Below are 26,811 nucleotides of genomic sequence, written 5' to 3'. Positions count from 1 at the left end.
GCCACGACAAAGCCGGCAAAGGGCCGCATTATATCGGGCCTGCGCGAGGGGGCTAGTGCCTTTATTAATAGGAGCCTGTCGAACTTAACGCTGTTCTACTGCGGAAAAGCCGGATTCGGCCATTTTTGCTGCTCTTTCTCGTTAAATAGCCAGCTATTCGCCTCGAAAGACCAACAAAACTGACTCGACCCGGACTTCCCCTCGTTACGAACGGTCAAGCCCGACAAGCACCTAGAGAGCGACTATTCATCGCTCCACGACACTCAATTTCGACGGAAATCCGCAAAAGCGGCAACCACCTGATCAATATCCGCAGGCGCAATATCCAGGTGCGTGACCATGCGTAGACGCGGCGCGGCAGTCAACACGATCCCACGCTCGGCGCAAAAGGCCTTCAGCGCGCCGGCCTGGTCGCCAACATGCGCGTAAACCATATTGGTCTGTACCGGCTCGACCTCAAAGCCCAACTCACGCAAGCCAGCCGCCAACCGCTCGGCATTAGCGTGATCCTCAGCCAAACGCGCCACCTGATGCTGCAAGGCATACAAGCCAGCCGCAGCGAGCATGCCGGCCTGACGCATGCCACCGCCGACCATCTTGCGCAAACGCCTCGCCTTGCCGACCAACTCAGCTGAGCCACACAACACCGAACCAACCGGTGCGCCAAGCCCCTTGGACAGGCACACCGAGACCGAATCGAAATACTGGGTGATGTCACGCGGCGGCACGCTCAGCTTGACTGCCGCGTTATACAAACGCGCACCGTCCAGATGCAGGGCCAGGCCGCGCCGTGTGCACAGCTCACGCGCAGCTTGCAGATAGGCTTGCGGCAACACCTTGCCTTGCATGGTGTTTTCCAGCGCCAGCAGGCGAGTACGAGCGAAGTGGAAGTCATCCTGTTTGATCGCCGCCTCGACCTTGACTAGGTCGAGCGAGCCATCCGCCTCGCCTTCGATCGGTTGCGGCTGGATCGAACCGAGCACCGCCGCACCGCCGCCTTCGTATTTATAAGTGTGCGCCTGCTGACCGACGATGTATTCATCGCCCCGTGCGCAATGCGCCATCAGCCCGAGCAGATTGCTCATGGTGCCGGTCGGTACGAACAGCGCAGCAGCAAAGCCCAGCTCATCGGCCAGATACTGCTCCAGACGATTAACTGTAGGGTCTTCGCCATACACGTCATCGCCCAGTTCGGCGGCCTGCATGGCCTCGCGCATACCGGGGGTCGGCTGAGTGACGGTGTCGCTGCGCAGGTCGATAACGGGCATGGTGGACTGTCCTTAGACTGGGTAAACCCCGATGCTAAAGCGCGCCACTCAGGCAAACAAGGTACAGATCAGGCGATAAAGCGCAGGACAGATTGTGCCAATAAATCGCTTTACGATCTCGCGAGCTAGAGCCATGTAAGGCGAAAGCAGGCGAGGAAGCGGAGTGTACTGTTGTACATGAGCATTCCGAGCCTGCTTTCAACGCAACAGGGCCGACGCGCAGCAGATCGTAACTGGCTCAGGCCAGCTGCACGTCTTCGGCGGGGACGATCAGAATGCCGGCACGCAGGCCGTTCTTGACCTTGGGGTTGGGGAAGATGATCCGTGCACCCGGCTCATCCACCACCCAGCGAGTGTCGGAAAGGTCTTCAGCCAACAAATAGCCAACCGGCAGCTCACTGAAGTTCTCGATATCGGCGGGCAGGTGAAGCTTGAAGGCGTCACTGTGCTTGATCACTTCACGAGCCACGGCAAAGAGTTTTAGCTCACCCAGCTCGCCCGTTGCACCTTCGGGCTCGCGCCCTTCGATCAAGGCCTGCAGATGCAGCTCAAGCAAGTCCAGATTGACCAACTCGTTCTGCCCAAACGGCCGCGCCTTACCCAGTTCCAGGGTGAAGGCTTCAGCCCCAAGTTGGGTATAGGTGTAAGCACTGAAGGTGATCGAACTCTTGTTGTGCAGCAGCACCGCCTCGATCCCGGCAGCGCTGAGGCGCGCCAGTTCACGCTGGCTGCGCGGCCGCCCCTCTTGAAACGGATAGAGGGCGAACTGCTCAATCTTCGACGCACGTATGGCAGTGTGCAGGTCGTAATGCAGGCGGGTGCGCTCTGGCTTGCTGAAAAAATTCGCGGCCAGGTGCTCCAGGTCGCAAGCACGCAACGCTTCGGCCCCGGTGTGCTGGTCGTGACGGCCGTTGAACAGGCGGTTGATGTCTTGTTCGATATAACGCTCGCCACTGCGCATGGCAACGGGGTTACCGAACAGAAACAGAATACGTGCGCGAGGCTGTAGCTGATTGCGGGCGATGCCCTGCAACAGGCGATCGAGTAACTCGATGGGCGCGGTTTCATTACCATGGATACCGGCTGATAACAGCAGGTCCTGGCCGTTGTCGCGGGCCGCTGGCGGCGTTACTTCCAACGCGCCCTCGGCCAGCCAACGCAAACGCGTGCCCTCGGGAGTCAGCTGAATCTTCGCTGCCGGCTCATGGCCGACCAGGGTCAGTTCAAGCAGTTTACCGAGAGCAAGCATGGGCGTTTCCTCAGTCGTGAGTGCAGTCAGGGCCATGCACGTGATCGTCGTCTTCACCCTGTTCAGCGGCTTCCATTTCCAGCTCCAGGCTGACCAAGTTGGTGGCCAGCGGGCGCAGCAACAGGTTGGCGTATTCAGCAGCGCCCTCCTCCACGTCCACACCGATCATCAGCTGGTTGTTGCCCACCTGCTGGAACCAGATTTCCTGGCCCTGCCAGATCACGGCAAAACGTGTGCAAGAGGTTTCCAGCTGGGTGCCGTCAGTGTCTTCGAGGATCAGTTGCAGGGCGTCGCTCATAAAATCTCCACAGTATTGGACGTAGGGTGGATGTCGCTTTTTACATCCACCGGTGGATCGATAAAACGTGATCCACCCTACTCAGCTAATTGAAAGGGATAAACCGCGCCCAGTTTAAGGATCTGCGTCAGTTCATCCAAGGCCGTACGGCATTCGTTCAACAATTGTGGGTCAGCCAGGTCGTTTTCGCTCAGGCGATCGCGGTAATGCTTGTCGACCCAGAGGCTCAAGGTGTCGTGCAGCGTCGGGGTCATGATCACACCCTGATTGACAGCTGCCAGCTCATGTTCCTTGAGCGCCACACGCAAGCGCAAGCAAGCCGGGCCACCACCGTTCTGCATGCTCTGCTTGAGGTCGAATACCTTGACCTCACGGATCGGCCCATTAGTGCTGGTCAGCTGCTCCAGGTAGCGCCAGACATTGGCGTTGTTACGGCACTCTTCCGGCACGATCAGCAACATGCCGCCCTCGGCGCGGTTAAGCAGTTGGCTGTTGAACAGGTAGGACTTGACCGCATCCTCCACCGTTACCGCATCACGCGGCACGCACACGGCCTGGAAGTTACCGCCTCGGCGAGCGAGCTTGTCACTCAGCTCAGCCAGCATCGTGTCGGTGTCGAGGAAAGCGTCCTGGTGATAGAACAGCACCTCGCCATTGCCCACGGCGATCACATCGTTGTGGAACACACCCTGATCGATCACTGCAGGGGTTTGCTGGGCGTAGACCACACCGTCATCGCTCAAGCCATGCAAGCGGGCCACCGCTTGCGAGGCCTCCAGGGTTTGCCGCGCCGGGTAGCGCTGCGGGGCCGGGAAGCGGCTGTCGAAGGCGCTGCGGCCGAACACAAAGAACTCCACCCCAGCATCGCCGTAGTTTTTGCAGAAGCGCGTGTGATTGGCCGCGCCTTCATCACCGAACTGGCCAACAGCAGGCAGCGCAGCGTGGTGGGCGAAGTGCTGATCATTAGCGAACATGGCGCCGAGCACACGGCTGGTGGTCGGGTGTTCTATTGAGCGGTGGAATTTGCAATTGAGGTTAGCGGCGGTGAAATGCACGCGACCATCGGCCGTGTCGGCACTCGGGCTGACGGTACAGGCGTTGGCTGTCCACATGCTGGAGGCCGAGCAGCTGGCGACCAACAGCGGCATGGCATCTTTGGCGGCCTTCTGAATCACCTGTGCGTCTGTGCCGGTAAAGCCCAGGCTGCGCAGCACGGCGACATTCGGGCGCTCCTGCGGCGCCAGTACGCCCTGCTTAAAGCCCATCTCCATCAAGGCCTTCATCTTGGCCAGGCCCTGCTTGGCGGCCTCTTTCGGGCTGGAGCCCACCTGGCTGTTGCTTTGCGAGGCAACGTTGCCGTAAGACAGCCCACCGTAGTTGTGGGTAGGCCCGACCAAACCGTCGAAATTCACCTCAAATGAATGGCTCACAGACTTACTCCGGGGGTCAGGGTGGCAGGCAGACTCAGGCTGTCGGATTCCAGCGAGGCCACCGGGTAGGCGCAATAATCGGCTGCGTAATAGGCGCTGGCGCGGTGATTGCCGGAGGCGCCCACACCGCCAAATGGCGCGGTACTGGCTGCGCCTGTCAGCTGCTTGTTCCAGTTGACGATACCGGCGCGGCTTTGCAGCCAGAACTGCTCGTAGCGCGCCTTGGAGTCCGACAGCAAGCCGGCGGCCAGGCCGTATTGAGTGTTGTTGGCCTCGGCGATGGCCGCCTCGAAGCCTGCGTAGCGGATGACCTGCAGCAGCGGGCCAAAGAACTCTTCATCCGCACGTTCAGCCACGTCTGTCACATCAATGATGCCAGGCGTAAGCAAGGCAGCACCCGGCAACGGCTGGGTCATTTCCAGCAACGGTTTGGCGCCCTGGGCCAGCAGATGCTGCTGCGCCTTGATCAGGTGCTGCGCAGCGGCCAAGGAAATCACCGAACCCATAAAAGGCGCAGGCTGGGCGTCAAAACTACCCACTTTAATGCTTGCCGCCACTTCAACCAGGCGCTCCAGCAGGCTGTCGCCCCACGTACCTTGCGGTACCAGCAGACGACGCGCACAGGTGCAGCGCTGCCCGGCCGAAATAAAGGCCGACTGAATGATGGTGTACACCGCCGCATTAATATCCGCGACCTGATCCACCACCAATGGGTTGTTGCCGCCCATTTCCAGCGCAAGGATCTTGTCCGGACGCCCAGCAAACTGGTTGTGCAGCAGGTTGCCAGTGCGGCTGGAGCCGGTAAAAAACAAGCCGTCGATGCCGTCATGCGCAGCCAGGGCCACACCGGTATCGCGTGCACCCTGCACCAGATTGAGCACGCCCGCCGGCAAGCCGGCTTCGATCCAGCATTTAACCGTCAGCTCGGCGACTTTCGGGGTCAGCTCGCTGGGCTTGAACACCACGCAGTTACCCGCCAGCAGCGCCGGTACGATATGGCCATTGGGCAAATGCCCCGGGAAGTTGTACGGACCGAAGACCGCGACCACGCCGTGCGGCTTGTGCCGCAGTACGGCAGTGGCGTCGGCCAGTGGGCCACTCTTCTCACCGGTACGCTCGCGGTAACTCTGGATCGAGATCGCCACCTTGTTAGCCATGCTGGTGACTTCGGTGGCGGTTTCCCACAGCGGCTTGCCGGTTTCTTCACCAATGCAGTGGCCCAGAGCCTCGGCTTGGTTTTTCAAGGTGACGGCAAATTGTTCGAGCACGGCGATGCGCTCATCCAGCGAGCGCGAGGCCCAGGTCGGGAATGCGGCGCGAGCGGCTTGCACAGCAGCATCAACCTGCGCAGCACTGGCGGCCTGACCTTGCCAGATGCTTTCCTGGCTGACCGGATTGAGCGATTCCAGGGCTTCGCCCTGACCTGCGTGCCAGGCACCGGCGATGTAATGAGTGCTCATCTTGTTTTATCACTCCCAGCAAGGTGTAGACCCGGCATCCGCCGGGTCGGCAATGTAGAGACAACCGCGCCGCTATGGCGAGCGTGAAACCGATCAGCCGCGCGCAGAAACCGCCACAGCACGCACCTGATCGCCGGCCGACAGCTGCAGACGTTTGGCAGTTTGCGCATCAACGACCAAGGTGCCAGCCGCCAAGCGCGCCGAGGCTGCGGTAATCCGGCACTCCTCGCGCTTACGGTTGTGGATCAAGAACTGGGGGGCGTCATCGCCTGGGGTACCAATGGCCAAGACCAATACTTGGCTGTCGTGCACCGCGCGAATTTTCGCGGTTTCTGCCTCGATGGCCGGACCGGCGTCGAAGATGTCGACGTAACCCTGATAGCTGAAACCCTCGCCCTTGAGCATCGCCAGCGCCGGCTCAGTGTCCGGATGGACGCGGCCGATGATGTTGCGTGCATCCTCAGAGAGAAAGCAGGTATAGAGCGGAAACTTGGGCATCAGCTCGGCGATAAAGGCCTTGTTACCAACCCCCGTGAGGTAGTCAGCCTGGCTGAACTCCATTTTGAAAAAGTGCCGACCCAGACTCTCCCAGAACGGCGAACGGCCCTGGTCATCGGACATGCCGCGCATCTCGGCAATCACCTTGTCGCCAAACAGTTCGCGGAACTCGGCGATAAACAGAAAGCGCGCCTTGGACAGCAAACGGCCATTCAGGCCGCTGCGCTGGTCGCTGCGTAAAAACAGTGAGCACAGCTCGGAGTTGCCAGTCAGGTCGTTGGCGAGAAACAGCGTTGGAATCTGCCGGTGAATGTTCAGCTCCTGCGAGGCGCTGACGGTCAGGCCGACCCGGTAGTTATACCAAGGCTCACGCAGGCCAACGGCGCCAGCGACCGCCGAGATACCGACCACCTCACCGTTGTCGTTTTCCAGCACGAACAGGTAATCGGCATCGGCACGCTCGGCACAGCCTTGGAAGGTTTTCTCGGCCCAGCCCACGCGGTGCGCCAGGCGCTCTTCGTTGGCGGGCAAGGTGGTCAGGCCAGCACCGGTACTGCGTGCCAGTTGAAACAGCGCTGGCAAATCGGTGCTACGAACGGGACGAACGATCATGCGCTAACTCCTTAAACCGCAACCAGGCGTACGCTGACGCCTTCGCCGACGCCCAAGGCCTCGGCGGCCGCAACACTCAAGGTCACCGGCTTACCCGGCACCCAATCCAGCTCCACGACAATGGCGCGGAAATCCTGCAGCTGGCCGTTGCTGACCAGATAAGGGCGCCCGCCTTTGCCTGGCTCGCCGATGCGCACCGGCACCACGCGGCTCTGGGCAATCGAGCGGATCCCTGAGGTGCGTGCATGCAGGGTCGGGCCACCATCGAAGATGTCGATGTAATGATCAGTCTCGAAGCCTTCGCGCATCAAAATGTCGAAGCTGATCTGCGCCCGCGGGTGCACCTGACCCATGGCTTCCTGGGCTTCGTCTGGCAACAACGGCACGTAAATCGGGTAGTGCGGCATCAGCTCGGCGAGGAAGGTGCGGCTCTTCAGACCACACAGGCGTTCGGCCTCGGTGTAGTTCATGTCGAAGAAGTTGCGCCCCACCGCATCCCAGAACGGCGAATCGCCAGCCTCGTCGCTGTAACCGACGATCTCCACCACCAGCGCATCGGCAAACCGTTCCGGGTGGTTGGCCAGAAACAACAGGCGACCACGGGAATTGAGCTCCGACCAGGCGCTATTCACCAGCGAGCGATCAACGTAAAAGCTGGTCAGCAGGCTATTGCCCGTGAGGTCGTGACACAGCGAGAGCACGTGGATCTTGTTATGGATCTTCAGCTCGCGGGAGTTGTGCACGAAGGTTTCGTTACGAAAGCTGTAGAACGGCTCGGAATAGCCCGCCGAGGCGACGATGCCGGAGCAGCCGACCAGGCGACCGCTCTCGCTGTCTTCAAGCACGAAGAAATAGCTTTCTTCACCGTTAAAGCTGACTTCGGCAGCAAATGAGGCTTCGGAAGCCACAATCTTTTCGCGCAGACGCTCACTGTCGTCCGGCAGTGAAGTCACACCAACCGGGCTGTCCGCGGCGAGACGCTGCACTTCAGTGAGGTCGGCCATTTGCGCGGGGCGCATCACCAGCATGGTGTCACTCCTTTTGATAAAAGCTCCAAGCCGCCCAAATCGGGCCGCCCAGAGAAAACCGCAACAAACGCCGCGGCACACACAGAGACAGGCTTCCTTGCTGTTTGCTCAACCCCTCCATGGGTCGAGCGAGCGCAGCCCACGACGCCGTGGGCCGGCAATCAGGCGTTAGCCAGCGTGGCCACAGCCCGCTCGAAGCGCGCCAGACCTTCATCGATATCGGCGTCTTCCACCACCAGGCTCGGGGCGAAACGCACCACGTCCGGGCTGGCCTGCAGCACCATCACACCTTCCACTGCAGCGGCGTCGAGAATCGCCTTGGCCTTGCCTTTCCAGGCATCGGACAGCACTGCCCCTATCAACAAACCAAGACCGCGCACCTCGCTGAACACGCCGTACTGCTGGCCGATCTGCTCCAGCTTGGTTTTGAAGCGCTGATGCTTGGTTTTCACCCCAGCCAGCACTTCAGGGGTGTTGATGGTGTCGATCACGGCTTCACCGACCGCGCAGGCCAGCGGATTACCGCCGTAAGTGGTGCCGTGAGTACCCACCGCCAGGTGCTTGGCCAGCTCACTGGTGGTCAGCATGGCGCCAATCGGGAAGCCGCCGCCCAGGCTCTTGGCGCTGGACAGGATGTCCGGGGTCACGTCGTAGTGCATATAGGCGAACAACTCGCCGCTACGGCCCATGCCGCTCTGCACTTCGTCGAACACCAACAGCGCATTGTGCTTGTCGCACAACTCACGGGCTGCTTGCAGGTAAGCCAGATCAGCCGGCAATACGCCGCCCTCACCCTGGATCGGCTCCAGCACCACGGCGCAGGTCTTGTCCGACACCGCGGCCTTCAGCGCCTCGATATCGTTATAAGGGATATGGCTGATGCCCTGGATCTTCGGGCCGAAACCGTCGGAGTACTTCGGCTGACCGCCGACGCTCACGGTAAACAGGGTGCGACCGTGGAAGCTGTTGGTCGCGGCAATGATCTCGTGCTTGTCTTCACCGAACTTATCGAATGCCACGCGACGGGCCAGCTTAAAGGCGGCCTCGTTGGCTTCAGCGCCGGAGTTACAGAAAAACACACGGTCGGCAAAGGTGGCGTCGATCAGTTTCTTGGCCAGGCGCAGAGCCGGCTCGTTAGTAAATACGTTGGATACGTGCCAGAGGTTGCCGGCCTGCTCGGTGAGCGCCTTGACCAGCGCCGGATGGGCATGGCCCAGCACGTTGACGGCAATGCCGCCGGCAAAGTCAATCAGCTCGCGACCGCTTTGATCCCACACACGCGAACCCGCGCCACGTACTGGAATAAAGGCAGCGGGTGCGTAGTTGGGCACCATCACCTGGTCGAAATCGGCGCGTTGCACCGGGTCGTGCTGAACGGACATCTGAGCTCTCCTAACGAGGAACACCTGCATTCACTAGCAGGCGATGTGAAGGATTGTAGGGACTGAACCGGGGGCGGCATTGCCGCCATGCGACAACTTCTTATAGCGCCAACCCGAGGAAAACCGCCGCTTTCGCAAATGCGACAGAAAGCATCGCGATGGCGCAGTTTAAATGCAGCTCGTCGCCTTGGCGCGGTTATCTGCGCAGCAAGAAAAAGGATTTTTTATGGCCGGCTAGCCATTACGCCGGCCACCCTGCTCGATGCTAAAAACAACTCCAGGTTATTTTTAAGCAGGCACAGGAATTACTGCGGGCACCGGCGGGCTGTCGAGGCAGAGAAACTCGATCAAGCGAGCTTTCTGCGCCATGGCGTCCTGGTAGCCCAATTCGATCAGTTCATTGCAGTAACCTGGCTCAAACAGCAAATAACTCAGCACGCCCGCGCCGCTGGCCTTGGTCGCTCCCGGTCCGCGCAGGAACAAGCGCAGCGCCTTGGGCAACTCGTGCCGATGGCGCGCGGCAATTAAGTCCAGCGGTTGGCTAGGTGAAATCACCAGTACATCCACCGGCTTGAGGCCCAACCCACGCGGATGATTTTCGGCGGGAATCAGCCGCCCCATCTCATTAAGCCGTTCGAGCAACTCAATATCGCTTTCCAGGCTGTCAATAAAGGTGCTGTTGAGCATGTGCCCACTGATTTGCGCCAAACTCGGCGGGCGACTCTGCTGAGCACGCACCACCGGCAACCGAGCCTGCGCCACCGCCGGATTACCGCTGACACCCACCACCAGCACCCGCGTAGCGCCCAAGTGCAGGGCCGGGCTGATCGGCGCAGACTGACGCACCGCGCCATCACCAAAATATTCACGATTGATCTTCACTGGCGGAAAAATCAGTGGGATAGAGGCGCTGGCCAGCAGGTGTTCGAGCGCCAAACGGGTCGGCACACCGACTCGGCGATGGCGGAACCAGGGATCGATAGCGGCGCGGCCCTGATAGAAGGTCACCGCCTGGCCGCTTTCATAACCAAATGCCGTCACGGCCACCGCGCGCAGCTGGCGATGGCGCAGGGCGGCGGCTATCCCGGTGAAATCCAGCTCGCGCGCCAGCAACTTGGCCAGTGGCGAACTGTCGAGCAGCGCCACTGGCACCTGACCACCCAACCCTAGCAGGCTGTGGCCGATAAAACGGCTGGCCTGGCGCAACACGCCGGGCCAGTCACTGCGGTACACCTGATGGGTATGAAAACCCTGCCAGACGTTGGTCAGCCGGCGCACCGCTTCGGTGAAATGCAAAGCACCGCACGCCAGCCCCACCGCATTGATGGCGCCAGCCGAAGTACCCACGATCACTGGAAAGGGATTATGCGCCGCATTCGGCAGCAGATCGGCAATTGCCGCCAGCACGCCCACCTGATAGGCCGCCCGTGCGCCACCGCCGGAGAGAATCAGTCCGGTAACCGGCTGATGGGTTGGAGCAGTGTGCGGCATAGGCGACTTCCCACTATTTCTAGCCAGTATAGAAGCCTGTCAGGCGCACACGAAACCGCTCTGCGCCAGAAAAACCCACTTAAATCGCGCAAGCCGCCAATTGGCCGGCGCACAAGCGGTGGGCTTAACGCTTTTTATACAGCTTGGCCTCACCCTTGGGCCGCGTTTTGAAACGCCGGTGCGCCCATAGGTATTGCTCGGGGCAGACGCTGATAGCCTGCTCGATCCACTGATTGACCCGCAGGCAATCGGCCTCTTCGCTCTCAGTGGGGAAATCGGCCAGCGGCGGATGAATCACCAAGCGATAACCCTGATCATAGGGCAAGCGTTGCTGGGTGAAGGGAATCACCCGTGCTCGCCCCATGCGCGCGAATTTGCTGGTGGCGGTAACGGTCGCCGCCTGGGTGCCGAACAGCGGCACGAATACGCTGCGCTGTGCGCCGTAATCCTGATCCGGTGCGTACCACACCACACCACCGGCGCGCAGCAGTTTGAGCATGCCGCGCACATCGTCACGACCAATCACCCCCAGCAAGCGCTGCTCACGCCCGCGGCGCTGCACATAATCGAACAACGGATTCTTGTGCGGGCGATACATGCCGTACATGTCCTGGGCCATGCCCAGCAAGCCACCGCCCATTTCCAACGTGGTGAAGTGCAGCGCCATCAGAATCACACCCTGGCCATCGGCCTCGGCCTGGCGCAGGTGCTCAAGCCCCTCAATGGTGCCCAGGCGGCGCAAGCGCTCGACCGGCCACCACCAGGCAATGGCCATTTCAAAAAAGGTGATACCGGTGGAAGCGAAGTTTTCTTTGAGCAGGGCCTTGCGCTCAGCTGCCGGCACCTGCGGGAAGCACAGCTTGAGGTTACGCGCCGCAATTTTGCGCCGCGAGCTGGCCAGGCGATACATCAGCGCACCCAGGCCGCGCCCCAATAGCAGCAGCACGCTGTAGGGCAGTAAGGCGACTAGCCACAGCAGGCCTAGGCCGAGCCACAACAGCCAAAAACGCGGGTGCAGGAAATAAGCGCGAAATACAGGGCGATCCATAACACAGGTCCGAGGCACGCAATAAAGCCCGGCATTCTATCAGGAGTTTGCTTGCCGCCTGGTTTCGCGGCGCACAACTTGCGAGCGCGCGGCGTTCTCGCTATAAGTCCGGGCTACTTTTATAAAGCCGCTATAAGGCCGCCCCAGGCAGACCATGAGCCAAGCCGATCTCCTCGAGCAAGACCCCGTATTCCAGCTCAAAGGCAGCATGCTGGCCATCACCGTGATGGAGCTGGCGCACAACGACCTCGCCCGCCTCGACCAGCAGCTCAGCGAAAAGGTCGCGCAGGCTCCGGCCTTCTTCAGCAATACCCCGCTGGTATTGGCCCTGGACAAACTGCCGGACGGCGAAGGCGAGCTCGACCTGGCTGAGCTGATGGCAGTTTGTCGCAAGCACGGCCTGCGCACCCTGGCGATCCGCGCCAACCGCGAAGCCGATATCGCCGCCGCCCAAACGCTGGACTTGCCGGTACTGCCGCCGTCCGGCGCCCGCGAACGCCCCATTGACCTCGCACCCGCCAAGCCAGAAAAGCCTGCCGAGCCTGAATTCAAACCCAGCAAAATCATTACCAGCCCCGTGCGTGGCGGTCAGCAGGTGTATGCCCAGGGCGGCGACCTGATTGTGCTGGCCCCGGTCAGCGCCGGCGCGGAACTTCTTGCCGATGGCAACATCCATGTTTACGCACCGATGCGCGGCCGGGCTCTGGCCGGCATCAAGGGCAATCTCAAGGCGCGGATTTTCTGCCAACAGATGGGCGCCGAACTGCTCTCCATCGCCGGCCACTATAAGGTGGCCGAAGACTTGCGCCGCGACCCGTTATGGGGTGAACCGGTGCAGGTCAGCCTGTCGGGTGACGTGTTGAACATCACCCGCCTTTAACGGATACTGCCGCCACTTTTCAAACAGGGCAGCCGGACGCCTGAATAGGCCACGGAACCTGCGTTTTCTCTACATTTTGGGGTGAATCACCTTGGCCAAGATCCTCGTTGTTACGTCCGGCAAAGGTGGCGTTGGTAAAACCACCACCAGCGCTGCCATCGGTACCGGTCTCGCCCTGCGCGGACACAAGACAGTCATCGTCGATTTCGACGTCGGCCTGCGTAACCTGGACCTGATCATGGGCTGCGAACGCCGCGTGGTGTATGACTTCGTCAATGTGGTCAACGGCGAAGCGACCCTGTCGCAAGCGCTGATCAAAGACAAGCGTCTGGAAAACCTCTACGTGCTGGCCGCCAGCCAAACCCGTGACAAAGACGCGCTGACTCAAGAAGGCGTGGAAAAAGTCATCAATGAGCTGCGCGAAAACTTCGAATACGTGGTGTGCGACTCGCCCGCCGGCATCGAAAAAGGCGCGCACCTGGCCATGTACTTCGCCGATGAAGCGATCGTCGTGACCAACCCGGAAGTGTCCTCGGTACGTGACTCGGACCGCATGCTTGGCCTGCTGGCGAGCAAATCGCGCCGCGCTGAGAAAGGCGAAGAGCCGATCAAGGAACACCTGCTGCTGACCCGCTACAACCCTGAGCGCGTGGTTAAAGGCGAAATGCTCGGCGTTGAAGACGTTGAAGAAATTCTCGCGATCCGCCTGCTCGGCGTGATTCCTGAGTCGCAAGCCGTACTCAAGGCCTCGAACCAGGGCGTACCGGTGATTCTCGATGATCAGAGCGATGCTGGCCAAGCCTACAGCGATGCGGTTGACCGCCTGCTGGGCAAGGAAGTGGCACATCGATTCCTCGACGTGCAGAAGAAGGGATTCATGCAACGCCTGTTTGGAGGTCGTGAATGAACATTTTTGACTTCTTTCGTGAGCGCAAAAAAGAAACCACAGCGTCCATCGCGAAAGAGCGCCTACAAATCATCGTCGCCCACGAGCGCGGCCAGCGCAGCCAGCCGGACTACCTGCCGGCCCTGCAGCAAGAGCTGGTCGAGGTGATCCGCAAGTACGTGAATATCGATTCGGATCAAGTCCAGGTCGCGCTGGAAAACCAAGGCAGCTGTTCCATTCTGGAACTCAACATCACCCTGCCTGATCGTTGATTGTCTAATACCCCGAAACGGCGGCCCTGGCCGCCGTTTCTATTTGTGGAAAGCCCATGCCGCTGTCGAACGTCGAAATCCTCCACCAGGACGCCGCCCTGCTGGTGATCAACAAGCCCACCCTGCTGCTCTCGGTGCCTGGCCGCGCGGAAGACAACCGTGATTGCCTGGTCACTCGCCTGCAGGAGAACGGCTACCCGGAAGCGCGCATTGTCCATCGCCTGGATTGGGAAACCTCAGGGATCATCGTCCTCGCCCGCGATGCCGACAGCCACCGCGAGCTGTCCCGACAGTTTCATGATCGCGAAACCGAAAAGGCCTACACCGCACTGTGCTGGGGCCAACCGGAACTGGACAGCGGCAGCATTGACCTGCCGCTGCGCTACGACCCGCCGACCAAGCCCCGTCACGTGGTCGACCATGAGCAGGGCAAGCACGCCCTGACCTACTGGAAGGTATTGGAGCGCCATGCCGAGTATTGCCGCGTTGAGCTAACGCCGATTACCGGCCGCTCGCATCAATTGCGCGTGCATATGCTGTCCATCGGCCACCCGCTGCTCGGTGACGGCCTGTATGCCCATGAGCAAGCCCTGGCCGCCTACCCGCGCCTGTGCCTGCACGCCTGCATGCTCAGTCTGACGCACCCGCAAACAGGCGAGCGGATGCGCTTTGAGTGCCCAGCACCGTTCTAGAACCTGCTTACGATCTGCTGCGCTTCGGCCATCCTGCGTTAAAAACAGCCTCTGAATGCTCATTTACAGCCAGTAAACTCCGCTTCCTCGGCTGTTTTTGCCTTGCCTGGCTCTAGCTCGCGAGATCGTAAACAGGTTCTAACATTTCGGTAACCTAACCCTGCTTACGCGGCCAAATCAGGGTAAAGCAGGCCCCGCCTAGGCTTTCACTGCGGCTGATTTGTGCACGCCCGCTGTGCCAGTAGGTGATGCGCCGCACGATAGACAGCCCTAAGCCGTGCCCACCCGAGGCGCGGGTGCGGCTGTCATCCAAACGCAGGAAGGGCGTGAAGATATGTTCCCAGGCCTCTTCTGGCACGCCGGGACCGTCATCTTCCACATCCAACCGGCAGCGCTGTGCCCCCACCTGATAACTCACCCGCACCCGCGACTCCGCATGGCGCATGGCGTTGCTCACCAGGTTTTGCAGGGCGCGGTGCAGGTAACGCAATTCGGCCTCCACACAGGCACCGCCACCATCGAGCGCATCACGCGAAGGACCGCGCTCAACCCGCACACTGGCACGCAACGGCGCCAACTCGGTGATGACCTGGTCAATCAGCTCATCTAGATCCACCTGCTGGAAGTTCAGCGCCGGCGCGCCCTGCTCCAGGCGCGCGTAGGTGAGCATCTCATCGACCAGCTTATCGAGGTCCTGAATGTCGCTGTCCATGCCCTCCATGTACTTACGCCGCGCCGCGTCGGTTTGCGCATCACCGATCATTTCCAGGCCAAAGCGCAAACGCGCCACCGGCGTGCGCAGCTCATGGGAAACCGCTCGGACCATTTCTCGCTGAATCCCCAGCGAGCGCTGCAAGTGCTCAGCCATGGCATTAAAAGCTGCCGCCAGCCGCCCCACCGAATCACTGCCACGGGTTGCCACGCGCACATCCAGGTGACCACTGGAGATTCGCGTAGCAGCCGCCTCCAGACCGCTCAAGCGCTGCTCCAGCGGCCGCACCAACAGATAAACCATCAACCCGATCAGGCTCAGGCTCAGCGCACCGATCAATACCAGCCACTGCGCCGGATACGGGTTCATCTGGTACAGCGGGCCAATTTCCAGCACCCAAGGCGTGTCGACGATGCCGGAGAACACATGAATGCTGTCACCGCCACGGCCCAAGGCCATAACCGTATCGCCTTCATCCACACGGCGGCGCTGGTCGGGGTCGAGGTCGGCTTGATCGAGGCGCACCAGGTGCAGATCGAAGCCGAACTGCTTGTCGCGCTTCAACGCCGCCAATCGGCGCGGCTGTTCATCCCAGGGATAACGCACCAGCTCATCGATCAACAGAAAGCTGGTAGCGCGGGCCAACTGCTCGCTGACCTGCTGCACATCGGCAACCAACAACAGCGGTTGCTCACCCAGTTGGCTGTAGATGCGCGCTTCATGCGGCCCGGTCTGCTGCACCAGCACCTGACCACGACGCAGGCTATTGCGCGCACCACTGTCCAACCCCACGCCCTCCAGCGCCTCGACGCGCAGCGGAATACCGAGCAAACGGCCCCATATCGCCACTGCGCGACGCCGCTCGATGTCCACCATGGGCGCCAGGTTATCGCTCATCAGCCGAAACGTGCCCTGAGCCAGCCGCTCTCGGTATTGGTCCACGCGCACTTCGTTAAGCAGCTGCAACGCGCCAACGCCGAGCAACGCCACCAACACCAGCACGGCGAGCATGCCGCCATAGATGCGCAGAAAGATCGAATTCATAAAGAGGGCCTATTGAGGCTTCGTCGCGAGCCGCGTTGCTGGGCAACCCGATGGGCCGGGCTGGTTATTGCCCGGCGCTGCGTTATTCGTCGCTCATTTGGACTAACCGAATCCGGCTCAGCCACGGCTCAAACCTCAGCAGGCCCTAGACTTTCAGCCGCCTCGGCGACGAACAGATAACCCTTACTGCGCACGGTCTTGATCAAACGTGGATGCATAGGGTCGTCACCGATTTTCGGGCGAATGCGCGAAATGCGCACGTCGATGGAGCGATCCTGGCCGTCGTACTCAATGCCGCGCAGGGCATTGAAGATTTCCTCGCGCGAGAGAATCCGCCCGGCATTGGACGTCAGCAGCCATAACAAATCGAACTCGGCACTGGTCAGCTCGATGGCCTGCTCGCCCAGCCAGGCTTCACGCATGGCGCTGTCGATCACCAGGGGGCCGAATTGCAGCCGGCGGCGCTCGGTGGGCGCCGGCGCCTCTGCGCCCTCATGGCGCCGCAACAATGCGCGAATGCGCGCCAGCAACACCCGCGGGCGCACCGGCTTGTAGACATAATCATCCGCGCCCATCTCCAGACCCAGCACCTGGTCCATATCATCGGTACGCGCGGTGAGCATCAAAATCGGCCCCTCGTATTGCCCGCGCACCTTGCGGCAGATTGACAGGCCATCTTCGCCCGGCAGCATCAAATCGAGAATCACCAGGTCCGGCTGCTCCCGCAAAATTCGCGCAGCCGCCTGCGCACCGTCCATCTCGATGGACACATTCAGGCCATTGCCCTGCAGGTACTCACGGGTTAACTCGGCCAGGCGCTGATCGTCTTCGACAATCAGAATGTGCCACGACTGCTGCTCCACAACGAACTCCAGACAACTCGGAAACGGCCGGCATTGTATCAATGCGCCAGGCACTGCATAGCGCATGCCATATTTCTGTAAAAACACTAGATGTAGTATCGAGCTGAGAGATAGTCCACGTCTGGGCAAACCGCGGCAAAGGCGCAACGACCACCGACGAACGGTACACCCCAGTAAGCATGCGGGCTGGCCGCTAACCATGTGATTTAACCCACAATTCACCCACAACTTATCCACAGGTTGTTATTGCTCTATCGCCTTGCAATACCCCTGATAGCGCATTATCTTGTATGCCAATCGCGCGACACCCACCACATGTAGGGTTTAGCCTGGCAACCGGACACAAGAAGAATGACTCGCACACGGCCTGATCCAAGCCCGTCACCGGTCGCCTGAAACGCCTTTGCAATACGCCTGCGCTAACGCAGCGGGCCACGCGTCAGCGTAGCGCTTAGCGCGCCTGATGATGAGTAAAGCAACAGCCGCGCACGCGGCTTCACCACTAGATGTAGTAGTCAAGGTGTGAAAACACCTTGACGTGTGACTCTTGAGCCAGGAAGGCGCTTTAGTCGTACCTTCCCTGCCAAATTTGCGAGTCCCGTGTACCCAGCCCTCTGGCTGTGCCCACGGCATTGTTGAAATGGAATGAATGGCAGTAGCCACAGTGAACGACGACCAAGCGTCTGACTAATAAATACAGAACATGGAGACTTTCATGCACACCGACACCTCACGCGAGAACCCGCAGGCCCAAGCGCCGCAGGCCACCGATGACAACCAGAACCTGAGCGCCACCGCGCCGGGCCAACTGCGTGTGATCAAGCGTAACGGCACTGTAGTGCCGTACACCGATGACAAGATCACCGTTGCCATCACCAAGGCCTTTCTCGCTGTTGAAGGTGGCAACGCCGCCGCCTCGTCGCGTATCCATGAAACCGTTGCGCGCCTGACCGAGCAAGTTTCGGCCACCTTCAAGCGCCGCATGCCGTCGGGCGGCACCATCCACATCGAAGAAATTCAGGACCAGGTTGAACTGGCCCTGATGCGTTCCGGTGAGCAGAAAGTCGCCCGCGATTACGTGATCTACCGCGAGTCGCGCAGCCAGGCGCGCAAAAGCGACGCCGCCACGGACATCGCCCAGCCGCACCCAAGCATTCGCGTCACCCACCTCGACGGCAGCGTTGCGCCGCTGGACATGGGCCGCCTGGACACCATCATCCGCGAAGCCTGCGAAGGCCTGGCGGAAGTCGACGGCGCGCTGATCCAGAAAGAAACCCTGAAGAACCTGTACGACGGCGTCGCCCAGAGCGATGTCAGCACCGCCCTGGTGATGACCGCGCGCACCCTGGTTGAGCGTGAGCCGAACTACAGCTACGTCACCGCCCGCCTGCTGATGGACAACATCCGCGCCGAAGCGCTGAACTACCTCGGCGTCGCCATCAGCGCCACTCATCACGAGATGGTCGATTTCTACGCCAAAGCCCTGCCGGCCTATATCGCCAAAGGCATTGAGCTGGAACTGCTCAACCCAGTACTGGGCACCTTCGATCTGGAGAAACTTGGCAAGGCGATCAACCACGAGCGCGACCAGCAGTTCACTTACCTGGGCCTGCAGACCCTCTACGACCGCTACTTCATCCACAAAGATGGCGTACGCATCGAGCTACCACAGGTGTTCTTCATGCGCGTGGCCATGGGCCTGGCCATCGAAGAAGAGCAGAAAGAAGACCGCGCCATCGAGTTCTACAACCTGCTGTCGTCGTTCGACTACATGAGCTCGACACCGACCCTGTTCAACGCCGGCACCCTGCGCCCGCAGCTGAGCTCGTGCTACCTGACTACCGTGCCGGACGACCTGTCAGGCATCTATCACGCCATCCACGACAACGCCATGCTCTCCAAGTTTGCTGGCGGCCTGGGCAACGACTGGACGCCAGTGCGTTCGCTGGGCGCCTACATCAAAGGCACCAACGGTAAATCCCAAGGTGTTGTGCCGTTCCTTAAAGTGGTCAACGACACCGCAGTAGCCGTTAACCAGGGTGGCAAGCGCAAAGGCGCTGTCTGCGCCTACCTGGAAACCTGGCACATGGACATCGAAGAGTTCATCGAGCTGCGTAAAAACACCGGTGACGACCGTCGCCGCACCCATGACATGAACACCGCCAACTGGATTCCAGACCTGTTCATGAAGCGCGTGTTCGACGACGGCCAGTGGACCCTGTTCAGCCCGTCCGAAGTGCCCGACCTGCACGACCTCACCGGTAAAGCCTTCGAAGAGCGCTACGAGTACTACGAAGCCCTGACCCAGTACGGCGGCAAGATCAAGCTGTTCAAGACCATCCAAGCCAAAGACCTGTGGCGCAAGATGCTCTCCATGCTGTTTGAAACCGGCCACCCATGGCTGACCTTCAAAGACCCATGCAACCTGCGCAGCCCGCAGCAGCACGTCGGCGTGGTTCACAGCTCGAACCTGTGCACCGAGATCACCTTGAACACCAACGCCGACGAGATCGCCGTGTGCAACCTGGGCTCGGTCAACCTGCCGAACCACATCAAAGACGGCAAGCTCGATACCGCCAAGCTGGAAAAGACCATCAAGGTCGCCGTGCGCATGCTCGATAACGTTATCGACATCAACTACTACTCGGTGCCGCAGGCGCGTAACTCCAACTTCAAGCACCGCCCGGTTGGCCTCGGCATCATGGGCTTCCAGGACGCTTTGTACCTGCAGCACATCCCGTACGGTTCCGACGCCGCTGTGGAATTTGCTGACAAGTCGATGGAAGCGGTCAGCTACTACGCCATCCAGGCCTCCTGTGACCTGGCCGACGAGCGCGGCAGCTACGAAACCTTCCAGGGTTCGCTATGGAGCAAAGGCATTCTGCCGCTCGACTCGCAGCAGATCCTGATCGAGCAGCGCGGCCAGAAGTACATCGACGTTGACCTCAACGAAACCCTGGACTGGGCGCCGGTACGTGCCCGTGTACAGAAAGGCATTCGTAACTCCAACATCATGGCCATCGCACCGACCGCCACCATCGCCAACATCACCGGCGTATCGCAGTCGATCGAACCGACCTACCAGAACCTCTACGTGAAATCGAACCTCTCGGGCGAATTCACCGTGATCAACCCGTACCTGGTTCGCGACCTCAAAGCACGCGGCCTGTGGGACTCGGTCATGATCAACGACCTCAAGTACTACGACGGTTCCGTGCAGCAGATCGAGCGCATCCCGCAAGAGCTGAAAGACCTCTACGCCACCGCGTTTGAAGTCGACACCAAGTGGATCGTCGATGCCGCCAGCCGTCGCCAGAAGTGGATCGACCAGGCGCAGTCGCTGAACCTGTACATCGCCGGCGCCTCGGGCAAGAAGCTCGACGTGACCTATCGCATGGCTTGGTACCGTGGCCTGAAAACCACCTACTACCTCCGTGCCCTGGCCGCGACCAGCACCGAGAAGTCCACCATCAGCACCAGCAAGCTCAACGCGGTGTCCAGTGGTGGCAACGATGGCCTCAGCGCAGCACCGGCCAAGGCCCCGGAAGTGGAAATGAGTGCAGGCCCGGCTCCAGTGCCAAAAGCCTGTGCTATCGACGAGCCAGACTGCGAGGCTTGTCAATAAGCGCGCGAATCTGAGCGGCATTCGCGGCGTTACCTGCCGGAGCGGCCCCCATCACGTACATGCGTACGCTCAGGGGCTCCACTCCAGCAGGTGCCTTGCGACTACTCGCTCAGCTGCACGCTCGAATGTAGAAAAAAGATCAAAAGCAATATTAGGGAAAGGGCTAGCAACACCGCCCTCCCCACTTATTACCGCTGCACGCCCTCGGCGTGCAGCACGGCGGTAGAGGACAGGCCCGACAGGGCCGCCCACCGACCAGCGGTACCGTTTTACCCTTGCGCGCTCTACGCAACGGAACACAATCAGACTGTATATCCACACAGGTCGGTTATTTCACCGGCCCGCAAGCAGGAGCCAAGCCATGCTGAGCTGGGACGAATTTGACAAGGAAGACGGCACTGACGCCGTTGTAGCCAACAGCGCCACTGCGCAAGTTGCTGACATGAACATCGACAAGCTTGATCAGGTTGGCGGTGCCGCTGCCGTTGAAGCCCGCGCCGTGGCCGCTGATGACAGCGCCGCCGTCGCCCGCGCCAAAGCCTCCCTCGACAAACTCGACATCGCCGAAGGCCTGGCCGAGCTTGAAGGCGCCTCCGCCCGCGTTGCGGTCGACGAGAAGCGCATGATCAACTGCCGCGCCGACCTCAACCAACTTGTACCCTTCAAGTACGACTGGGCCTGGCAGAAGTATCTGGATGGTTGCGCCAACCACTGGATGCCGCAAGAAGTGAACATGAACGCGGACATCGCGTTGTGGAAAACCCCGGACGGCCTGACCGACGACGAGCGCCGCATTGTGATGCGCAACCTCGGCTTCTTCTCCACAGCCGACAGCCTGGTTGCCAACAACCTGGTACTGGCCGTGTACCGCCTGATCACCAACCCCGAGTGCCGCCAGTACATCCTGCGCCAGGCCTTCGAAGAGGCGATCCACACCCACGCTTATCAGTACTGCATCGAATCGCTGGGCATGGACGAAGGCGCGATCTTCAACATGTACCACGAGATTCCATCAGTCGCGAAAAAAGCCGCCTGGGGCCTCAAGTACACCCGTTCGATCTCCGATCCGAAGTTCGAAACCGGCACCGTCGACACCGACAAAGAACTGCTGCGCAACCTGATCGCCTATTACTGCGTACTGGAAGGCATCTTCTTCTATTGCGGCTTCACCCAGATCCTCTCCATGGGTCGCCGCAACAAGATGACCGGCGTCGCCGAGCAGTTCCAATACATCCTGCGTGACGAGTCCATGCACCTGAACTTCGGCATCGATGTGATCAACCAGATCAAAATCGAAAACCCACACCTGTGGGATGCCGCGATGAAGGACGAAGCCACCCAGATGATTCTGGAAGGCACTCAGCTGGAAATCGAATACGCCCGCGACACCATGCCGCGCGGCGTACTGGGCATGAACGCCGCGATGATGGAGGACTACCTCAAGTTCATCGCCAACCGTCGCCTGACCCAGATCGGTTTGAAGGAAGAGTACCCAGGTACTTCTAACCCATTCCCATGGATGAGCGAGATCATGGACTTGAAGAAGGAGAAGAACTTCTTTGAGACGCGGGTTATTGAATATCAGACTGGTGGGGCGTTGAGCTGGGATTGATTCCCAGTTTACTCACTGAAGAGTTAAGAGCGCTTTACCTGAAATGGATGTTTGGGATGGCGATTAGATAACTAATAACCCTGCCTTGTGCGGGGTTCTTTTTGAGAAAAAGAAATGGAACTAGCTGACACAATAAACCTGGCGATTACAATAGGCCTGGGAGTCATCTCTATTATCCTTGGGATATTTTCAATCTGGCTAAGCATGAGATTTAATGACAGCTCAAACTCCGCTCTTGACTCAGTAAAGAGCCTTTCACATGAGCTGAAATCTCTATCAGAAATATCCCTTACGCACCAAAAAGATTTTTCATCAAAAATGCTTGACTCATTGCTAGACCAGGGAAAATACGGAACTCCTACAAGTAATGAAACATACAAAAACCTTGAATCAAGGTTTATAGACAAACTAACTGAACTTGAAAACAGCTTATCAAGCACAATAGAATCTGAGCTCAAGGAAAAGCTTGAAGCAAACAACATTTCACAAACTGAAATCAAAGAAATTCTTTCAACAATAAGAGCAGAGACTGATAAATTAAAAAGCGGAACCATCACAGCAGCAAAAAATTTCGCGATCCCAGCAAAGCTAAAAAGCCAACTTAAAAGTTTTATAGACTACCCAGCAAACTACTTACTAATTGAAGCAATAGCCAAAGAAAAAATTACAACCGCTGACAGCCTAGCGGAAGTCACCGAGAAATACGGAATACCCGATGGCTGGGAGGAAGCAATTGGCAATTTAGCAGAAAACGGAATAGTAAGTTTTAGCAAAGACCATGAATCATTTTCTATTCCAAGCGCACAAGAGCGACTGATAATGCGCTGGATCAACAGCAATCAAAAAACAATCAACAAAATAAGAGACATCACAAGAGACAAGAACGAGCCGACAGTTACAGAAGAAGAAAGAGCCATTGCTTTAGATTTAACATTCTAACCAACGAGTTAGTCGCTCGTAGGATGGGTTGAGCGTAGCGATACCCATCACCTTCCAGTCAACCGCGATATTTTTATTGTCTGTTAATAAGCCTTTCGCCCTTACGGCGAGTTACTTTCTCTTTGCGCGCGCAAAGAGAAAGTAACCAAAGAGAAAGCGCGCCCGGCATCCGGGTTTCGCTGCGCTCAACTTCCCTTGTTCCGGCGCTGTTCCGAGGGTCGTCACGGTGGGCCATCCCTGGCCCATCGTTCCTCGTTTGGCATCCATGCCAAACGCCCCTCTCCACAACACCTCCACTCGGCCTCCTGACGGGATTCGGGGACCGCGTTGTTTGGGCGAGTTGTGGACGGCAGAGCGAAGGAAAAGATCAAAGCATCAATTACAAGAACCCGCTCACACGTAAAACACAGCTACTGACTTAGAATCACGCCGCGCTATACGCGCGTCCAGCAACAAGAATCTCTCCCGCCAAAATTTATTTCGAGTATCGCGATATGGATATCAACCGTTTTGAAAAAGTTAGAATTTCATATGAAAAAGTGCCGGCTTATAGAAAACGCTGGTTCGTTCTTCTATCTCTCCTAATATTTCTTCCAGCAACAATCCTTATTGCACTGACCGGCGATATATACGCAAAGAAAGGAGATACCGTTTACAAATTCAAAAACAACGCCATCAATCAACTAATAATCATGGCTGTGACATTTATGGCTGCAGGTCTATTCATAGCGGCTAACCGATAAAACTGCGCAGGGTTTGAAACAGGGGACAGATTTATTTTTTCTGCTGTCCTCTTCTACTGGTTTCGGCCTTACGCCGAGTCACTTGATTCGCTGCGCTCACCCTTCGGACCAGCCTGCGGCTGTTACTACGCTGCGCTCCGTATCTCTTTACTCGCGCAGAAAGTAACCAAAGAGAAAGCGCGCCCGGCATCCGGGTTTCGCTGCGCTCAACGCCCCTCGCTCCGGTGCTGTTCCGAGGGTCGGCAAGACGGGCCATCCATGGCCCGACATGCCTCGTTTGGCATCCATGCCAAACGCCCCTCTCCACAACACCTCCACTCGGCCTCCTGACGGGATTCGGGGACCGCGTTGTTTGGGCGAGTTGTGGAAGGCAGAGCGAAAGGCAAAAGCATCGCGGCTAAAGCCCCTCCCACAAATAGTCGGCCGTGTACGCCACAGTGCTGATCACCCCGCTCACCGTGGGAGGGGCTTTAGCCGCGAGCCTTGTTAGGCCACCGACGATTTAGTTCGTAGGATGGGTTGAGCGCAGCGATACCCATCAACCAGGCAATCAGCCAACCGCATGGGTATCGCCCTGCTCCACCCATCCTACAAAGCAAAAGCCAACTCGCTGCCCCGCCGAACCCATCCATTCGGGCCAGGACAAACGCCCCATCAGGAGGCCGAGCGGAATCGTTGTGTAAGGGGTTGAGCGGCATGGATGCCGCGACGACTGCATGGATGCAGGAGGTAGAGCGACGCAGGATGCCCGAGCCGAGAGCCGTGATGGGCCAAGGATGGCCCTTCGCGGCGGGCCCCTGAAGCAATGATGGAACGAGGAAACGGAGCGAAGCGAAGTAACAGCCGAAGGCTGGCCCGCAGGGTGAGCGAAGCGAATCAAGTCGAGCGCAGCGAGACCCGGATGCAAAGGGCAAGACCTTTTGCTTAGTTTTGGCGGGGCCGACCATCCGGGCGTCTGCCAAAAGTGAGCCGCCGTAAGGGCGGAACCGTTAGACCGAGCAATAGATATGCGGCGGCAACCCGTAACCCTGCAGCACAACAACAGCATGGGTATCGCTGCGCTCCACCCATCCTACAAGTTTGCATTGACCCGCTCGCGGCTAAAGCCCCTCCCACGAGCTCGATAAATATTTGCTGGATGCGGCAGGCCGTGCTGGGCGATGAGTTAAAACCTACCGAGCCAGTACTGCGGGCGACGGCGGTGATGGGCAATAGCCAGCACCTGAAAACCGTCAGAGTTTTCCCGGTAAACGATGGATAACGGAAAGCGCTGGAGGGGTACGCTGCAAATATCTGGCTCAAGCTCAACACGCCAGGCTTTGGGTGACTCAGCAATCAATGCGGCCAGGGACTCGAACTCCGTGATGAAAGCCGCACCCAATCCAGGAACCTTCGATTCGTAATAACCGACTGACTCCAGAAACTCGGCCTCCGCTGCCGGGTGAAAAGAATAATTCATCGAATCAAGGCTCTGGCCTTCTTCATCACCTCATCACCGGGCACAGCCTGAACCGCGCCACTATCAAGCTCTTCTGCTCGCCGTTGCGCCTCAAGCAACCAGTCTGAGCGAAGCTCTTCTTCTGAGGGTGCGTCCAGACTCAAGACCAAACGTTGGATCAACTGCGCCCGCTCCTTCTTGGGAAGGTGCAGAGCTTCAGCCTCAATTTTCTGCAGACTCATGGCAAAACCTCTCGCTTATCTTCCAACAAATCTTGGCACGGATGATTAGTAGGTGCCATCGCTAGGTGCCTGCGCGTTACAAGTGGCAACCCAGCTGGATATCCACATCGCATGGGCGCCTGCCTAGGCCCCGCCAAAGGCCTGTTATGCCGCCCAACGCTAAAGCGTACAAAGCCCTCCCGGCACCGCCATCACCCAATCGCGCACCGCCTGAATGGTCGGATCGTGCTTGCGGTGTTCCGGGTACACCAGAAAGAACGGTTTGCCTTCCAGCTCCGGGCCGAAGGGCTGTACCAGCCGCCCCTCCTTCAGCTCATCCTCAATCAGTTGGCGGCTCATCAGAGCCACGCCCTGGGCACCGACGGCAGCCGAGATGGCATGCGTCTCATCGGAAAACACCAGCCCGGCGCTGACATCCAACCCCGGCACCTGGGCCTTTTTCTGCCACACGGTCCAATCGATGGGCGAAGAAACAACGGCCTGATTACGAAAGTGAATCAACGAATGCTTGGCCAGTTCGCTCGCACTCTGCAAGCCGAGGTGCGGGCTGCAGGCCGGGATAAAGGTGTTGTCGAACAGCTTCTCCGCCACCAGCCCCGGCCAACGGCCGTCGCCATAACGAATGGCGATATCCGCCGTAACACCATCCAGCGCGACCGGCTCATGCGAGGCGTGGATGCGCAGGTCAATATTCGGCTGGGCATCGCGCAGCATGCACACCCAGGGCAGCAGCCAGCGCACCGCCACGGCCGGCGTGGTACTGAGCGTAATGGCCTGACGACAGGGCACCGCGCTGAGCCGTATCGCCGTGGCGCTGATGCTGTCAAAGGCGCTTTCCAGCACCTGTTGCAGCTCGCGCCCTTGGGCGGTCAGTTCGAGCTGGCGCGGCTTGCGCACAAACAACGCGACACCGAGCGACTCCTCCAGAGCCCGAATTTGGTGGCTGATCGCGGTTGCGGTAACAGAAAGTTCTTCTGCTGCCTGCTTGGCGCTCTCGTGGCGAGCAGCCGCCTCAAACGCCCGCAGGGCAGAAAGCGAAGGTAACCAGCGCTGCGCCATACATGAGCCTCTTTCATCTGTATCGGAAAATAATCGTCGT

The 26,811-nt window shown here is 59.2% G+C and carries 23 protein-coding genes; 8 read left to right on the top strand and 15 right to left on the bottom strand.

The window, feature by feature from the left end; translation table 11 throughout:
* Positions 1–263 precede the first annotated feature (263 nt).
* The 10 genes from ltaE to D8779_RS17740 all read right to left on the bottom strand — a co-directional run bounded on the left by ltaE (position 264) and on the right by D8779_RS17740 (position 11,764).
* Entirely contained in the window at positions 264–1,268 is a 1,005-nt protein-coding gene (gene ltaE, locus D8779_RS17785; protein ID WP_136665810.1) for a low-specificity L-threonine aldolase, read from the bottom strand.
* 238 nt (positions 1,269–1,506) lie between these two features.
* Entirely contained in the window at positions 1,507–2,517 is a 1,011-nt protein-coding gene (gene astE, locus D8779_RS17780; RefSeq protein ID WP_136665809.1) for a succinylglutamate desuccinylase, read from the bottom strand.
* 10 nt (positions 2,518–2,527) lie between these two features.
* On the bottom strand, positions 2,528–2,815 hold the full coding sequence (locus tag D8779_RS17775) for a topoisomerase II (RefSeq protein WP_136665808.1): 288 nt from the start codon (positions 2,813–2,815) through the stop codon (positions 2,528–2,530).
* A gap of 77 nt (positions 2,816–2,892) precedes the next feature.
* Positions 2,893–4,245 (bottom strand): N-succinylarginine dihydrolase, encoded by a 1,353-nt coding sequence (gene astB, locus D8779_RS17770; RefSeq protein WP_136665807.1) that lies wholly within the window; start codon positions 4,243–4,245, stop codon positions 2,893–2,895.
* Positions 4,242–5,705, bottom strand: coding sequence for a succinylglutamate-semialdehyde dehydrogenase (astD, locus tag D8779_RS17765; RefSeq protein WP_136665806.1), 1,464 nt, complete (start codon positions 5,703–5,705; stop codon positions 4,242–4,244). Before astD ends, astB begins: the two co-directional genes overlap by 4 nt.
* Before the next feature lie 93 nt (positions 5,706–5,798).
* Positions 5,799–6,815, bottom strand: coding sequence for an arginine N-succinyltransferase (gene astA, locus D8779_RS17760; RefSeq protein ID WP_136665805.1), 1,017 nt, complete (start codon positions 6,813–6,815; stop codon positions 5,799–5,801).
* Positions 6,816–6,826: 11 nt separating this feature from the next.
* Positions 6,827–7,843: an arginine/ornithine succinyltransferase subunit alpha gene (gene aruF / locus D8779_RS17755; RefSeq protein WP_136665804.1), complete on the bottom strand. Its 1,017-nt coding sequence runs from the start codon at positions 7,841–7,843 to the stop codon at positions 6,827–6,829.
* A gap of 161 nt (positions 7,844–8,004) precedes the next feature.
* The gene (locus D8779_RS17750) at positions 8,005–9,225 is read right to left on the bottom strand and encodes an aspartate aminotransferase family protein (protein WP_136665803.1); all 1,221 of its coding nucleotides are present in this window, start codon (positions 9,223–9,225) and stop codon (positions 8,005–8,007) included.
* A 288-nt stretch (positions 9,226–9,513) separates the two neighbouring features.
* Positions 9,514–10,716, bottom strand: a complete 1,203-nt coding sequence (locus D8779_RS17745) for a patatin-like phospholipase family protein (protein ID WP_136665802.1) — start codon at positions 10,714–10,716, stop codon at positions 9,514–9,516.
* Positions 10,717–10,840: 124 nt separating this feature from the next.
* Positions 10,841–11,764 (bottom strand): lipid A biosynthesis lauroyl acyltransferase, encoded by a 924-nt coding sequence (locus tag D8779_RS17740; protein WP_136665801.1) that lies wholly within the window; start codon positions 11,762–11,764, stop codon positions 10,841–10,843.
* Between the two features lie 154 nt (positions 11,765–11,918).
* Between D8779_RS17740 and minC the strand changes: the two genes are divergently transcribed.
* The 4 genes from minC (at position 11,919) to D8779_RS17720 (ending at position 14,494) form a co-directional block, all read left to right on the top strand.
* A complete protein-coding gene (minC, locus tag D8779_RS17735; protein WP_136665800.1) occupies positions 11,919–12,644 on the top strand; it encodes a septum site-determining protein MinC in 726 nt (241 codons plus the stop codon).
* Positions 12,645–12,735: 91 nt separating this feature from the next.
* The gene (gene minD / locus D8779_RS17730) at positions 12,736–13,551 is read left to right on the top strand and encodes a septum site-determining protein MinD (RefSeq protein WP_136665799.1); all 816 of its coding nucleotides are present in this window, start codon (positions 12,736–12,738) and stop codon (positions 13,549–13,551) included.
* Positions 13,548–13,802: a cell division topological specificity factor MinE gene (minE, locus tag D8779_RS17725; RefSeq protein WP_025165363.1), complete on the top strand. Its 255-nt coding sequence runs from the start codon at positions 13,548–13,550 to the stop codon at positions 13,800–13,802. The genes minD and minE overlap by 4 nt, the downstream gene beginning before the upstream one ends.
* A 56-nt stretch (positions 13,803–13,858) precedes the next feature.
* The gene (locus D8779_RS17720) at positions 13,859–14,494 is read left to right on the top strand and encodes an RluA family pseudouridine synthase (protein ID WP_136665798.1); all 636 of its coding nucleotides are present in this window, start codon (positions 13,859–13,861) and stop codon (positions 14,492–14,494) included.
* A 154-nt stretch (positions 14,495–14,648) separates the two neighbouring features.
* On the opposite strand, the gene D8779_RS17715 is transcribed toward D8779_RS17720, so the two are convergent.
* Together D8779_RS17715 and D8779_RS17710 are read right to left on the bottom strand one after the other, a co-directional pair.
* A complete protein-coding gene (locus tag D8779_RS17715; RefSeq protein WP_136665797.1) occupies positions 14,649–16,250 on the bottom strand; it encodes an ATP-binding protein in 1,602 nt (533 codons plus the stop codon).
* Between the two features lie 128 nt (positions 16,251–16,378).
* Positions 16,379–17,113 carry a response regulator gene (locus D8779_RS17710; RefSeq protein WP_136665796.1) on the bottom strand — a complete coding sequence of 245 codons (735 nt, stop codon included), beginning with the start codon at positions 17,111–17,113 and terminating at the stop codon, positions 16,379–16,381.
* A gap of 715 nt (positions 17,114–17,828) precedes the next feature.
* Here D8779_RS17710 and D8779_RS17705 point away from each other — a divergent pair.
* The 4 genes from D8779_RS17705 to D8779_RS17690 all read left to right on the top strand — a co-directional run bounded on the left by D8779_RS17705 (position 17,829) and on the right by D8779_RS17690 (position 24,032).
* Entirely contained in the window at positions 17,829–20,738 is a 2,910-nt protein-coding gene (locus tag D8779_RS17705; protein ID WP_136665795.1) for a ribonucleoside-diphosphate reductase subunit alpha, read from the top strand.
* Between the two features lie 361 nt (positions 20,739–21,099).
* Positions 21,100–22,350 (top strand): ribonucleotide-diphosphate reductase subunit beta, encoded by a 1,251-nt coding sequence (locus tag D8779_RS17700; protein ID WP_136665794.1) that lies wholly within the window; start codon positions 21,100–21,102, stop codon positions 22,348–22,350.
* Positions 22,351–22,464: 114 nt separating this feature from the next.
* Positions 22,465–23,289, top strand: coding sequence for a hypothetical protein (locus D8779_RS17695; RefSeq protein ID WP_136665793.1), 825 nt, complete (start codon positions 22,465–22,467; stop codon positions 23,287–23,289).
* A 494-nt stretch (positions 23,290–23,783) separates the two neighbouring features.
* Positions 23,784–24,032 (top strand): hypothetical protein, encoded by a 249-nt coding sequence (locus D8779_RS17690; protein ID WP_136665792.1) that lies wholly within the window; start codon positions 23,784–23,786, stop codon positions 24,030–24,032.
* Between the two features lie 1,165 nt (positions 24,033–25,197).
* On the opposite strand, the gene D8779_RS17685 is transcribed toward D8779_RS17690, so the two are convergent.
* The 3 genes from D8779_RS17685 to D8779_RS17675 form a co-directional block, all read right to left on the bottom strand.
* Positions 25,198–25,491 (bottom strand): type II toxin-antitoxin system RelE/ParE family toxin, encoded by a 294-nt coding sequence (locus D8779_RS17685; RefSeq protein WP_136665791.1) that lies wholly within the window; start codon positions 25,489–25,491, stop codon positions 25,198–25,200.
* Positions 25,488–25,712, bottom strand: a complete 225-nt coding sequence (locus tag D8779_RS17680; RefSeq protein ID WP_136665790.1) for an addiction module protein — start codon at positions 25,710–25,712, stop codon at positions 25,488–25,490. The genes D8779_RS17685 and D8779_RS17680 overlap by 4 nt, the downstream gene beginning before the upstream one ends.
* Before the next feature lie 159 nt (positions 25,713–25,871).
* On the bottom strand, positions 25,872–26,771 hold the full coding sequence (locus D8779_RS17675; protein WP_136665789.1) for a LysR substrate-binding domain-containing protein: 900 nt from the start codon (positions 26,769–26,771) through the stop codon (positions 25,872–25,874).
* Between the last annotated feature and the right edge of the window lie 40 nt (positions 26,772–26,811).

Origin of the sequence: Pseudomonas leptonychotis, from assembly GCF_004920405.1 — a bacterium.
Lineage (GTDB): Bacteria > Pseudomonadota > Gammaproteobacteria > Pseudomonadales > Pseudomonadaceae > Aquipseudomonas > Aquipseudomonas leptonychotis.
This window is presented reverse-complemented; position numbering and strand designations above follow the sequence as displayed.